Source organism: Halovenus aranensis (assembly GCF_900100385.1).
Taxonomy (GTDB): domain Archaea; phylum Halobacteriota; class Halobacteria; order Halobacteriales; family Haloarculaceae; genus Halovenus; species Halovenus aranensis.
Genome location: NZ_FNFC01000019.1, coordinates 16,996 through 30,082, shown reverse-complemented (window position 1 = coordinate 30,082; position 13,087 = coordinate 16,996). Strand labels below are relative to the sequence as shown.

The 13,087-nt window shown below is 56.8% G+C and carries 12 protein-coding genes and 3 pseudogenes; 8 read left to right on the top strand and 7 right to left on the bottom strand.

What is annotated here, in order from left to right:
• A pseudogene (locus BLR34_RS15295) lies at positions 1–227 on the bottom strand (IS4 family transposase); the annotation flags it as partial.
• A 158-nt stretch (positions 228–385) separates the two neighbouring features.
• Between BLR34_RS15295 and BLR34_RS15290 the strand changes: the two are divergent.
• The 3 genes from BLR34_RS15290 to BLR34_RS15280 are packed head-to-tail and all read left to right on the top strand — an operon-like array spanning position 386 to position 3,512.
• Positions 386–1,555 (top strand): NAD-dependent epimerase/dehydratase family protein, encoded by a 1,170-nt coding sequence (locus tag BLR34_RS15290; RefSeq protein ID WP_092704598.1) that lies wholly within the window; start codon positions 386–388, stop codon positions 1,553–1,555.
• A 3-nt stretch (positions 1,556–1,558) separates the two neighbouring features.
• Entirely contained in the window at positions 1,559–2,551 is a 993-nt protein-coding gene (locus BLR34_RS15285) for an NAD-dependent epimerase/dehydratase family protein (protein WP_092704596.1), read from the top strand.
• Positions 2,544–3,512, top strand: a complete 969-nt coding sequence (locus BLR34_RS15280; RefSeq protein ID WP_092704594.1) for an NAD-dependent epimerase/dehydratase family protein — start codon at positions 2,544–2,546, stop codon at positions 3,510–3,512. Before BLR34_RS15285 ends, BLR34_RS15280 begins: the two co-directional genes overlap by 8 nt.
• Here BLR34_RS15280 and BLR34_RS15275 read toward each other — a convergent pair.
• From BLR34_RS15275 to BLR34_RS15260, 4 genes and pseudogenes are all read right to left on the bottom strand, one after another.
• Positions 3,509–4,351: a TrmB family transcriptional regulator gene (locus tag BLR34_RS15275; protein ID WP_092704592.1), complete on the bottom strand. Its 843-nt coding sequence runs from the start codon at positions 4,349–4,351 to the stop codon at positions 3,509–3,511. The two genes, BLR34_RS15280 and BLR34_RS15275, sit on opposite strands and share 4 nt — an antisense overlap.
• Positions 4,352–4,624: 273 nt before the next feature.
• A pseudogene (locus BLR34_RS15270) lies at positions 4,625–5,303 on the bottom strand (IS6 family transposase).
• 102 nt (positions 5,304–5,405) lie between these two features.
• A complete protein-coding gene (locus tag BLR34_RS15265; protein WP_092704590.1) occupies positions 5,406–6,377 on the bottom strand; it encodes a phosphoadenosine phosphosulfate reductase family protein in 972 nt (323 codons plus the stop codon).
• Positions 6,378–7,047: 670 nt separating this feature from the next.
• Positions 7,048–7,515: pseudogene (locus BLR34_RS15260) on the bottom strand (ISH6 family transposase); the annotation flags it as partial.
• A 163-nt stretch (positions 7,516–7,678) separates the two neighbouring features.
• Here BLR34_RS15260 and BLR34_RS15255 point away from each other — a divergent pair.
• The 5 genes from BLR34_RS15255 (at position 7,679) to BLR34_RS15240 (ending at position 10,455) form a co-directional block, all read left to right on the top strand.
• Positions 7,679–8,254, top strand: coding sequence for an AAA domain-containing protein (locus tag BLR34_RS15255; RefSeq protein WP_092704588.1), 576 nt, complete (start codon positions 7,679–7,681; stop codon positions 8,252–8,254).
• A 167-nt stretch (positions 8,255–8,421) separates the two neighbouring features.
• On the top strand, positions 8,422–8,727 hold the full coding sequence (locus BLR34_RS15250; RefSeq protein ID WP_092704586.1) for a toxin-antitoxin system TumE family protein: 306 nt from the start codon (positions 8,422–8,424) through the stop codon (positions 8,725–8,727).
• The gene (locus tag BLR34_RS15245) at positions 8,720–9,178 is read left to right on the top strand and encodes an HVO_A0114 family putative DNA-binding protein (RefSeq protein WP_092704584.1); all 459 of its coding nucleotides are present in this window, start codon (positions 8,720–8,722) and stop codon (positions 9,176–9,178) included. Before BLR34_RS15250 ends, BLR34_RS15245 begins: the two co-directional genes overlap by 8 nt.
• Positions 9,179–9,336: 158 nt before the next feature.
• Entirely contained in the window at positions 9,337–9,510 is a 174-nt protein-coding gene (locus BLR34_RS17145; RefSeq protein ID WP_176765349.1) for a hypothetical protein, read from the top strand.
• 366 nt (positions 9,511–9,876) lie between these two features.
• Complete coding sequence (locus tag BLR34_RS15240) at positions 9,877–10,455, top strand: metal-dependent hydrolase (RefSeq protein WP_176765348.1); 579 nt, start codon at positions 9,877–9,879, stop codon at positions 10,453–10,455.
• Here BLR34_RS15240 and BLR34_RS15235 read toward each other — a convergent pair.
• Positions 10,452–10,859, bottom strand: a complete 408-nt coding sequence (locus BLR34_RS15235; RefSeq protein WP_218120913.1) for a GDP-mannose 4,6-dehydratase — start codon at positions 10,857–10,859, stop codon at positions 10,452–10,454. The two genes, BLR34_RS15240 and BLR34_RS15235, sit on opposite strands and share 4 nt — an antisense overlap.
• Before the next feature lie 3 nt (positions 10,860–10,862).
• A complete protein-coding gene (locus tag BLR34_RS15230) occupies positions 10,863–13,013 on the bottom strand; it encodes a hypothetical protein (RefSeq protein WP_092704579.1) in 2,151 nt (716 codons plus the stop codon).
• Positions 13,014–13,087: the final 74 nt, after the last annotated feature.

Below are 13,087 nucleotides of genomic sequence, written 5' to 3'. Positions count from 1 at the left end.
GGCGTCAATCGCTGATAGAACCCGCCAGGAGAGAGTGTCTTGTCCGCTGTGTTGTTGTAGCTACGCCGAAAGCCAGCCAGTGTTCGGCTCTCGCCTGCGGCGAAGCCGAACACGAATGACCATACAAAGGCAGGCATCTGCAGTTTCCCATCCCGCTCGACCACGCCGAGTTCCTCGGCGTGCTCTTCGAGCAGATCAGATGGAAAAAGCGTAGTGAGTCGACGCATTATTCTCGATGAGGAGGTTTTGGTGTGCACAGCCTTTCCTCCTCATTCCTCTCAAAAAGACGCCTCGATAAGCCGCTGCTGTCTCGTTGTTTTTCGCTTAGCTAAAGACGGATGATCCCGATACTATTATATGTCGTGTTACTCATGTTGCGAGTAACATGGTAATCCTTGTAACTGGCGGCGACGGCTACATCGGCTGGCCGACAGGCCTTCGCATCGCACGACGAACGGACGACCGAGTCCTTCTGGTCGACAACTTTGCCCGCCGAGAGTGGGTCGAAGATGTCGGCTCGGTCAGTGCAACACCAATCGCCGACATTGACGAACGCCTGCAGGCTGCCCGCGAGGTCCACGACGTGCATAACCTCTCGTTCGTCGAAGGGGACCTCACCGATCGCGCTGTCATTGACGAACTCCTCGCGGTCCACAAACCTGACACGATTGTCCACACGGCCGCACAACCGTCGGCTCCGTACTCCCAGATCAACGGCGAGCGCGCCAACTACACGCAGCACAACAACCTCCAGGCTACGCGAAACCTCCTGTGGGGACTCGAAGAGCACGACATGACCGACACCCACTTCATCGAAACGACTACCACTGGTGTCTATGGCGCGCCCGAGTTCCCTATTCCCGAAGGCGGTGCAACCATGGAGAACCAGGGTGAGCGTGACGAAGTTCCGTTCCCGGCTATGGCCGGCAGCTGGTATCATCTCACGAAGAGCCACGACGCGGCCAACATGCGTCTCGCCCACCAGCAGTTCGACATACCCATCAGCGATGTCCGCACGGCTATCGTCTACGGCACAGAAGTCGAAGAAACGCGCGAGGACGACCGCCTCAAGACACGCTTCGACTTCGATTACTACTTCGGGACGGTTACCCATCGCTTCTGTGCACAGGCCGTTGCGGGCTACCCCGTAACCGTCTACGGCAAGGGCGAACAGCGAAAGCCGTTCGTCAGTCTCGAAGACGCTGTCGAGGGTCTTGCCCAACTCGCCCTCACCGATCCCAACGACAGGCCGGACAATCTCACTGTCTACAACCAAGTCGCGCGCGCGATCAGTATCGTCGAAATTGCGAACACCATCGCCGACGTTGGCGACGAGTTCGACCTTGACGTCGCCGTCGAACACTTCGAGAACCCCCGTGATGAAGACGAGACGCACAAGATGGAGATCGAGAACGACCGATACGCCGACCTCATCGACGGCCAGTCCGTGACCTTCGAGGAAGGCGTTCGGGATATCTTCAAGACACTTGTCCGATACCAGGAGACTATCGAAGCTCACGAAGATCGGTTCCTGCCTGGCGTACTGGAGGAGTAACAGATGCGCGTCCTCGTTACGGGCGGCTGTGGCTACATTGGGAGCGCGCTTGTCCCCCGATTACAGGAGGAACCGGCCGTGGACGAGGTCACTGTCCTCGATAATCTAAGTAACGGCTCCCCGGCGAACCTGCGCGTTGCCAACCTCGCACGCGACGACTTCTCCTTTCGTGAAGGGGATGTTCGGGAGTATGGTGCCGTCGAGTCGGCGATGCGGGATATCGACGCTGTAATCCATCTGGCTGCAATCACGGGTGCGGCAAGCACCCATGAACGCGAAGAAGAAACGCGTGCAGTTAACCTCACTGGGACTGAGAACGTCCTCAAAGCCGCACGGAAGTTCGATGTTGACCGGGTCGTGTTTGCCTCTTCGTGCAACAACTACGGCCGCGCAAATCAGCGCGAACTAGATGAAACCGTTGATCCTGACCCAATCAACCCGTATGCAGAGTCGAAGTTGGCAGCTGAACGACTACTTCAACGGTATACTAATGAGTACGGTATCGAGACGACAGCACTCCGGATGAGTACGGTCTATGGCTATGCTCCCGGCATCCGATTTAATCTGGTTGTGAACACGTTCGTGTTCCGCGGGTTGACGGACCGTCCGCTCACGATTTATGGCGATGGGTCAAACTGGCGGCCGTTCATCCACGTTCAGGACGCAGCCAGAGCTTTTGCCGACGCAGCGCAGCGTTCGAATCGGTGGTCAGAGCTGGTGTACAACATCGGTGATACGGATGAAAACTATCGTATCGAAGAGGTTGCCAGCACCGTTGAGACGGAGCTTGACGGGACAATAGATATTACGTATCTCGACGATCAACAGCCGGGCCCATCCTATCACGTAAACTTTGACCGGCTCGCAGATACCGGATTTGAGCTAACATGGACGTTACCCGCAGGGGTGCGTGACCTGGCGAGCCAACTCGGCGAAACCAAACAGGGTATAGACAAGGGAACACTATCCATTGTAAGAGGAGAAACACATGACTGAGAACTTCACTGTCGGTGTGACCGGTGCTGCTGGCTACATTGGCGGACGACTCGTATACGAACTACAGGATACACATCCCGACTGGGAGATCCTTGCGATCGATAACTTCTACAAAGGATCGATTCGGGACATTGGGGACGTAACAGTCGACCACGTCGATATCCGTAATCGAGAACGATTGGAGACTGCCCTGAGCAATGCCGATGCAATCTGTCATCTAGCAGCCATAAGTGGTGTAGACGACTGTGATGAGAATCCGGAACTGAGTTACGAAGTGAACGTACTGGGAACGAACCATGTTGCTCGACTGTGTGAGAAACATAATATTGGTCTCATCTTCCCCGCAAGCATGGCAATTCTCGGCGACCCAGAACGCTTTCCTATCACGTTAGACCAGCCCCGAGAAGCGCTCAACCGGTACGCTCGGACGAAAATTCTTGGCGAATCTGCGATCGAAGACTTCGCACCAGGTAATTTCCCCGCACACATCTTTGTTAAATCGAATCTCTATGGTGACTACACGATTAATGGCGAGCGCGTTTCGAAGGGAACGGTTATTAACTTCTTCGTCAATCGATCACAGAACGAAGAGACACTGACCATCTATAAACCGGGGACTCAATCGCGGAATTTCATCCACGTTATCGACGTCGCTCGGGCCTATGTTTGTGGTCTCGAACAGCTTCACGAACAGTTGCACAATGGCCGTACAGGTGTTGATCATTACGCGATTGCGAGTGACGAGGACCCGAGTATTTCGCAGGTAGCTAGTCGCGTCCAGGCACTTGCTGCCGAGGAAGCCAATTTAGAAGTGGATCTCGAACTTGTTGACAATCCCCGGTCTGGTGAGACGATGGTCGAACAGTTCGATGTTGATACGTCGAAGACCCACACCGACCTCGGTTGGGAACCGACTAGGACGGTTGAGGATTCAATTCGAAAGCAGTTCTCGTCCGACTAGTCTGGGGGTTTCACACTATCGTGTTTCCATAGGAGCTCGAAAAACCGAGTCATCCCCGCCACAAACGATTCGTCTTCGGTAATTGCTGCCTGTCGCATATGGAGTGGTGTGTCTTTTTCTCCGACGAGAAATATCGCTGTGCCGTCGTCGTGATCTGGATCTGCAATTGTACCGCGCCACGGCATCGGTGAGTTGCTGAACTGATAGTTGATTGCCGGGAATTTGGTTTCGATTTTCTCAGTAATGTCCTGTTGTATCTCTCTATTGGTTGCTGAGAGCTGTGTCGGGTGCGTAAATAGAATTTGGACGCCAACATTCCGCTGAAGCGCATCACGCAACGCAGGCTCTACGTTATCAATATACTCGAAACTCTTGGTCATGACTTGAATCTGGCTCGTTGCCTGCTGGTATATCTCTCGGGTCTGTCGCTCGCTTGGTTTTCCAATATCAACGACGTAAAACAACTCTTCAGTCGTTCCGATCTCGTCATCTGCACGTTCGTACAGCGGCTCATAATGCTTGAGAAACTCCTCTCGCGCATCATCTATATCCGTACGAAACATCTCATATTCTTGCCGGCGATTCTCTTTGGCCTGCTCTAGAATTGCTGAGGGCTCTTTTGGCTGGTATTCCTTTGGTCGCCCTGGGATGACTTTTATATAACCGGCGTTGCCGAGATCATCTAGGATACTGTAGATACGCGCATTTGGAACTCCGGTGGCCTCGGCCAGATTTGGTGCTGTCGTTCGCCCCAGTTGAAGCAATCCATACAGGGTATCTGCTTCGTACTCGTTCAGTTGGATTGTTTCGCGTAATATCGTGCCTTCGATATCTTCCATGTACGTAACCTCGTAATATACCTATTCATCCTAAAGTTTAAGTAACTACGGTATGAAGTAGTTACTACGAAAATGAGTAAGTCGGACCCTGATCGAAGTCCGAAAGATGAGGAATCAGCCAACACAGAACATCTTGAAGATATTTCGAGCGGGTGTGGCTGTGCTAAAGTGTGGGAGACCCTCAGTGAGCAACGGAAGAATACTGAATAAACGATCTCTGATTACTTTCCCAAGATTATAGAATTTCCTATATAATAGAATATTGGGAGCTGTCTATTTCAGCACCTCCTCAGACAGAGTAGAGCCATCTAACGCTTGATTCGGTTGATGACAGTTGTAGTAGTGTCTGAAGCGTCTCAGCCAGCGTTTTGCGCTTGAGTGACTGCCCCGCAAAAACGAATGGAAGCGGTCAATTCGCATGGTGATAGTCTGGAACCATTTTTCGATATGGTTCCGGTCGTGGTAGTTAAGATGACCGCTCAGATCGTGGCGAGAAAGGGCAGTTAGATACCCACCAGCATCGACGAGAAACTCTGTGTTGGCGACATCGTGTTTCTCAGTGATCGATGCAAAAACGCTGCCGCGGGGTCAGTCCCACGGCGGCTGAACACGTCCACCTCCAACAGCAATTTCGACTCAATGTCGATGGCGGCGTAGAGCCATTTCTTCTCGTCGTCTACTTCGATCTGTTTCTTATCGACGGCGACCCGCGACGGCGCTGCTGTCGACGGGTCGCTCTGTGTCTCGGCAAGCGTCTCCTTCCAGTTCCAAATTGCTTGATGACAGCGATCGACACCCAGCCAGCTGAGGACAGCCTCGAGTTCACGCAACGAAGCCCCATCGAATGAAGTCGAACTGCGAAACAACGGACGGGTGTCGGCGTGCGCTCGTTCTCCCAAGTATCTTGATTCTCCACGTCTAAGCGTTCTCTGGGGGGATCTGCGAGTTCCATGAACAGTTCTTGCTACGACCTCCTCGCTACTCACTCCCCCCAACTAGACAGTGCCCATGATGACCAAATTGTATTAAGAATTATATATGATTTACTCCAAATTTACATGTAGCCGAGGTCGCGCAGACGCTCCATGAGATCCTCCTTGTCCTGGGCGCGACCGGCGCGTTCGGTCGTGTCTTCGAGGTTCTGGAGCCACGCAGGCTCGTTGGTCGTCTTCTCGGTCGACACTTCGGAGCCGAGCGAACGGAATCCCGCAACGTACTTCGGCGAGATGGGAATGTCCTCCCACTCGACGCCCTCGGGCAGGTCGTCACCGGACTGTGGGACGTACCCCTCGTCCGGGAACTCGTCCGCTTCCTCCGGCACGACGTAGTGCCAGAAGGCGTCCCAGACGTCGGCTTCCATGAACTGGAGAATCGGATGAATCCGGTCGTGTGGGGGGTACGTATCGGGGTCGTGGCGCGGCGAGAAGAACGTCTCGTCCGCCCGTGCTTCCTGTTCGTCCCAGCGAACGCCCGAAATCACGCCGTCGATGTCGTGGGTTTCGAGGGCATCATTGAGTGCGACCGTCTTCAGCAGGTGGTTACCCACGTAGGTGTCGAGCAGGAACGGGAACGTGTCCTCCTCGTATTCGAGGATGTTGCGGATGTGGTGCTGATTGTGCTCGTCGAGCGCGTCGACAGGGATGTCGTCGCCGGGTTCGAGGTCCTTCTCCTCGACATAAGCCCCGACATCCTCGTTTCGCGCGTAGACGAGTTCGATATCCCACTCGTCAGCCCAGCGCTCGACGAAATCTGTTATCTCGTCGAAGTGCTGGTAGTGGTCGATGAACACCGCAGTCGGTTTCTCGAAGCCGAACTGGTCGGCGACCTCGTTGATGAAATACAGCGTGAGCGTGGAGTCCTTGCCGCCGGTCCACATCACGGCGGGATTCTCGTACTCTTCGAGGCCCTGCCGGGTTACCTCGACAGCCTTTTCGATTTTCGACTCCAGCGATGGATAATTAGTCGGTTCTTCACCCTCGCCGTCCGTGTACTTGACGTCGATGTAGTCCGGAAAGTCGGCCGTCATATCAACGACCTGTTCGACGTGGGAAAAGAACCTTTCTATTAATCCTTGTTCAGCCAATCTATGAGACAGGAACGCTGACCGGATGTATTAATTGACCCGCGTGTTTGTTCTGAAAAGAATCCATCGTAGCGTTTCGGAATAATTCATCAACTCTTGACAGAATAAAAAACTTTTTCCTGCTCAGCAACTTTTTACGCTACGATTCACATTCATCTTTGGGGAGGAAATCAACAGGTATTTGCAGGCTTTCACTATATTGCTCACGATCTTAGATAGCTGTTACAAATACAGCACACGTGTGGTAAACAACCTCTTTCGATCCGTATAGCCAAGAGCATTCACAGCTATCGATAGTTTGTTACTGGATGGCACTATATTGGACGTACGATGGGTGTCTTTGACCCACTAACTGGCCTTTTTCGGGGTACATCCCAGACGATTTACGAATGCCGAGACTGTGGTGCGACACTTGAGGGACCAAAACAAACCTGTCCACATTGCGATTCAAGAGAGATTGCTTCGTATCAGTTATAGCTATCTCTCACTCCCTTATCAACCTCTCTTTTTATTCGACTGTGACGCTCTTTGCGAGATTCCGTGGCTTATCGATTGGACGGCCTTTCGAGTCCGCGATATAGTACGCAAATAGTTGGTCGCGTCGGGAAACCGTTCAGACTTCACCTCCGTTCGCTGTGACCGACACGCTACATCGTATCTTTCCGTGAGTTGACCGCTGGAGGAACTCATCGAAGAACTCGTGGTAGTAGTCGGGATTGGCGTATTTCGTGAGGGACAACTGCAACAGCGCATCTAACCCTTCTTCGCTCCACTGCATCCAGTCGCGCTTGCATCGCTTGGCCACCTCCCCCATTGCTCGTTCGACAGGGTTCGAGGTCCATGGCACCTCGAACCCGTCTGTCGCGTCCTCAGCAAACGTCACCATCGAGTCCAGACCACGCCGAAGATACGATGCTGCTTTCGGTGAAGAGAGCTGCTTTAACTGCCATGCTGTCTTCTCCAGCCGCTCTTTCGTTCGGGCGATCCGCTCGCGGATCGCCGAATACTCCTCTCGCGGACGATGCTTCTCGACAGAGTTCTTGAGGTGGAATAACTCTCCAGCGACCTCCGAGGTGATCTCTTATTCGCGTTCGCATGGAATCAGCTAATCTGAACACTACCATTCTCGTCGCCCCACAGGATATGTCTGGTGGGATGTTCGTGCTGCAGTCTCCCGTCTGGAGGCACTTCCATTTGACCCCGCAGACACGGATCCGATTTGGTTATCAGGTCTGTGAGAATTGATGGGGCAGCCACAGCCGGACGGTGGCGCGACAGAGCCCCTCAGCGAGGGGCCTGCCGGTAGCGCCGATTCCGACCGGACGATGAGTGACAGGCAGGCAAGCGACAAGCGGCGTCCCACACCGAGTTTCGGTGTTGTCACGCCACACAACGCCCAGCGCGGCGCACTCGAAAGTGTACTCCCAAAGGACGTCACTGCCAATACCGTCAAGAAGTACCAGGGTGGCGAACGTGACATCATCGCCGTCTCGGCGACGGTTTCGGACCCGGAGTTCGCCCGCCGCGAAGAACGGGTCATCCTCAATCCACGACGCTTGCTTGTCGCAATTTCGCGGTCACGGCTGCTGGCCGTCGTCGTCTGCAGTACGGCGCTGTTCGAAGTCACCCCCGAGGACAGCGACCATCTCGACGACGGTCCTGTCTGGGCGCGCCTGTTCACGCAGGCCATTGGCCGCAACGCCGAGCCGGTCTTGGCTGGGTCCTTCGCTGAGTTCACACCCGCGTCGATAGACGAGTCTGCTGATGTTCTTGTCTCGGTCTATCCGAGTCGCATCGACATCGACGGTGGTGATCGTTGAAGCGGCCCGTCGAGACGGATGGCGGGCTGCGCGTTGCTGGCGAGCCAGCTGAGACCGACGGCCACGCTGTCGTTGCACCACTCGAACAGTTGTTGACCTTTGTCGCTGACGATCTCAACGCTCGACCACCTAATTATTATGTACTATGAGGTCATAGAACATAGTAGATGCCTGGAACCTACCCGCTCGAACTGAACCGTGCGGTTCCAGGTGGCCGCGTGGAGATGTTTGCCATCGAAGACGACGATTACCCCGGTGGGTGGTTTTACCGATTCCAGTACTACCATCCGAAAGAGGGCGAGATACTGCGCTACGACAACGCACACGACGACGAAGACCTCGGCTGGCACCACCGACACGTCAGCTTTGGTGAAGACACCGAAATAGCGTTCCAGAACATCACTGCACATGTCACTCGCTTCCTCCAGGAAGTCGACCATCTCACCACCATTGAGGAGACAACTCATGACTGAATCCACCGACGACGGCTGGCCCGACAAGTACGGTGACCCGCGTGACCGCCCGCACCCCGATGTCCTTCGTCTCACCGTCGAGACGTTCGAGGAGATGCGGGAAGACACGCTTGACGCTGTCGAAGCAATCAGTGAGGGAGAAGAGCAACCTGCAGTCGTCTCGTTCCGCACGGTTGGTGAACTTCGGAAGATTCTCACTGAACGCCGGATTGAACTCCTGCGAGTCCTGATGGCGACTGAGGGCGCAGCTGAGAGTATCTCGGCGCTCGCCGAGGAACTCGACCGTGACTATCGGACGGTCCACGACGATGTCTCGCTGCTCGCCGAGTACGGCCTGCTGTTCATCGTCGAGGATGGGCAGTCGAAGCGACCGTACCTCCCCTACGAGCGTATCCACCTTGACGTTGAACTCGTTGGCGGACCGTCCAGCGAAGAACACGCTCCAGCATGACGGCCCGTCTAGGCACGCCTGTTCACCCAGGCCGTCGGCCACGCTCCCGAGCTAGCGTGGGCCAAGCCCCTCGCAGAGTTCGTCGGTGCGGATGTGGGCGAACATGAAACTGTACCGGTGGGCGTATACCCGAGTACCATCGATGGGGGTGAGCCCTGATGGAGCCACGCAACACGGACGGTGGGTTACAGATCGCTGGGACCGGGACGGAAAACAACGAACAGGCCGTGGTCGCCCCACTCGAACAGCTGTTCACCGATCTGCGCGTTGACCTCCCGACGTTGACGATTCAGTGTTGCAGCTGCGGGACGCAGTTAGGCGAAGGTGGTTAGGTGTCGGTGTACGCATACCGCACCGTGGAGACACCACGTTGACACCTCGCTCGCTGTTTAGGCCTGCGGAGACTGCGCTCCCTGCGCGGATGGTCGGCGTCAGCCGAGCATCCGTGAAAAAGCGCGTCGCGGAACCAGGAAGCCCCACCCTCAGCGAGCGCGTTAGCGCGAGCAGGGTGGGGTAGTTCACTTTCGCCCGCTGTCGGTACCCCCACTGCGCACCGAACGATATCGCAATCTCAACACTCGGTGCGACAGAGGTGCGCCTCAGGGCATGGTTGGCCGCCGTCTCGGATACCGGGGCACAACAGAACCACCGCAACAGAGACCGCACGATACTTGACTCCCGATAAAAAACAGATAGCTGTGCTTCCGTGGGGTCACCTCGGTGTCGGCTATCTCTGCTATACACTGGCCAGCAGACAGACTGACCGGTACCCGTCACAGGGGGCGGCAGTGCTACTCCTCGCAGTTGGGACGCAGTTTCCGGACCTCGTCGACAAGCCACTCGCCTGGCAGCTCGGAGTGCTCCCCTCCGGTCGCGGCGTCGCTCACTCGTTTCTCGTCGCACTCGTCCTGTCTGCACTTCTGATACTCGCAGGGAGACAGGTTCGACGGCTCCCAGAGGCTATCGCATTCGCCGTCGGCTACGTGACACACATCCTCGGCGACGCAGTGCCGGTGGCAATTGCGACCGACTGGAACGAACTCAGTTTTCTGTCTTGGCCCGTCACGTCCTTCTACGAGTACCCAAACGAGATCGACCGAAGTATTCTCGAATATCTGCTCACACCCGATCGTATTCTGGGCAACAGCCTCGATATACTCGTTTTCGCACTCGCAGCAGTTATGTGGATGCGTGATGGGACGCCTGGCGTCCGGTTGGTATTACACTGGCTCGGAGTCGGCCCCAGACCAGAGCAGACCAGAGAGCCTGACTCTTAGGGTCCGTCCTCGTATGCGCGACAGACGCGACGGAGTCCTTCACTGAACGAGATTTTGGGTTCCCACCTGGTCGCGTCGGCCATCTTCTCGGCGTCAGCACAGGTATCGCTGACGTAGACGGATTCCGGAATCGGGTTCTCGACGTACTCGGGGTCGATGTCGGTGCCGAGTTCGTCGTTGAGCATCTCGACGACGGTGTTGAACTCGTAGCTCTCCCCGGTTCCGGGATTGTAGACACCGTCGAGTTCGTGGGTGGCAGCCAGCTCCAACCCCCGGACGATATCATCGACGTGAGTGAAATCACGCGTCTGCGTGCCGTCGCCGTACAACACGGGTGACTCATCGTGTGCGATGTCGTCGGCGGCGAACTGTGCAATAAAAGCGGGCGCACACCCGCTCGGCAGCGGTCAGCGATTTTCTTCCGCTATGTGAGTGGCCGTCACTGACCCACCGTCAGCCCGGGTACAGAGTTGTCTTGCGCGTTCGACAGTCCGGGCGGCCTCGTCGACCTGGACGCCTTCCGGACTGTAGACGGCTCGTTCGTACGCTTCAGTCAAGTCTCGGAGTGCATCCTCCTCCTCGGCCTCGGCGCTGTCGGCGTAGACCCGATAGAACTCCCAGTGGGTCAGCGCCTCCCTACCCTCAATCATCGTTTCGAACTGCTGGCGGACCGCGGAATAACTGGCCTGGACCGCGGAGTCGGCATCGCCGGATTCGAGCTGGCTCGTCGCGTGGTCGAACAGGGAATCGAGAACGGTCGCTCTATCACTCCCTATCGAGCCGGTGTCGGCCGTCGAACCCTCGCGAGTCACGGTCTCGTCGACATCGGGCTGTCGGTACCACCACCCCACGGCCAACAACAGCACACTCCCACCGACGAGTAGAGACAGTAGCACGACCGTTCCGGGGGCCTCGCTGACAGCATCGATTGACGAGAGTGCACCGTTTCCGGATTCACCGCTGCCAGCAGGCTCAGTTGCGGGTGGCTCGATTGTGGTCACCGCACGCGCCTGCGACGAGCCGAGATTCGAACCAGTGCCATCGAAAACAGCCACGAGCTGAACATCTTCGGCCTCGTCTCGCGGCGACACAGCGAGGGTGTCGACAAATCTGCCATCAGAACTGGTCGCCACGGTCCCGATGCGGTCGCCATCGAGCGAGAGCGCGACCGACTGGTTACTGACACTGTCACCGTCGACGGTAGCGAGGCGTCCGCTCACCCGGAGTGTGGTGGCGTTTCGCTGTGAGGCGGCCACCGAAAGCGTCGTCTCCGTCTCCTCGACGGTGACCGTCACAGTCTTCGAGACGCCCGCGAGCGCCTGGTCCTCGAACGGTAACTCGATGGTGAACTCCCCGTCGCCAGCAGGAACGCGCGCCGGAATCTCGACAACCGAATCGAACGAGCCGTTCCCGACCGGTATCGACCCGAGTTCACTCCCGGCGAGTGTTGCCCGCACCGAGACACCGTCGACGGGCACAGTCTGGGCAGCGAGCGTGCCGGTAATCGATACGCTATCACCGTAGCTCACCGTCTCGGTGAGTGGCTCCACGTCGAGTGTCGGCTTGACCTGGGAGAGTGAGACGGTCACGTTGTCTGTGCTACCGAGATAGACCGAATCCGGCTCCGGAACGTAGTCGACCTGCAGTCGCTCTCTGGCCAGTGCTAACTCTCTCGGGCGGTACTCGGTCCGGAAGGCACCAGTTGCGTCGGTCTCGACAGTGACGGGAGTACCACCGACAGTTATGCGAACGCTCTCGTTTGCGAGTGGGTCGCCGTCGACTGTCTGTATTTGCCCGTCAAGGACAATCGGGTCGAGAAAGGATGCCTGCTCGGTCACCGCCTCGACAGCCAGCGCGGTCTCGGTGAACAACTCCTCTGAGATGGCGTCAGCTTCCGAAACGGTCTCGTTTCGTACCCTCAACACCGTCTCCTGAGTCTCGGAGAACTCTTCGCTGAGAATCGATTCAATCTCCGCGAACAGCGAGTCGAGGTCGGCAGTGACGTCGTCGATTCGGTCGGCGAGTGCGGCGAGTTCGCGGGCGAGTTCGCGGGCGCGCTCGGTGTCGCCGTCCGCGAGAGCTTGCTCGTATGCGGCCAGGGTCTCGTCGAACTCCTGGCGGAGGTCTGCGAGTTCCCGCTGTCTGTCCCGAGCGGTTCGGAGTGTCTCTTCTTCCTCAGTGCCACCACCCGTCACGTCGACGAACTGTTCGAGGCGGTCGTCGTAATCACCACCGAGCACGTCGCGGGCGAGTTCGTACTGTCCTTCGCTGATCTGGATTGCACCGTCGCCCAGCTTCCCGGCCAGACGACCAGAGAGCCATGACACGACAGCCTCCTCGTTTCCCTGGCCATCGCGGTCGTCGGGGTTGCGGTGACGTTCGGTTTCGTTGCCCGCGCTCGTCTCGTTGAGCTGGAGGGCAGCGCTGTCGGCATCGCTCACGCTAGACCACTGAACGGTCGGCTGGGCTGTCTCGGTCAGTAGGGCACCGCTGGCGCTAGTGACGGAGAGAGACAGGAGCGCCACGGCGATCACGGCGCCGGCGAGGGCACGTCTCACATCTTCAGGGAACAGGTGTCAGGTCAAAAGTCTGTCTCCTGCCGCCGGGTCGTCTCTGTAGGGTAACCAATACA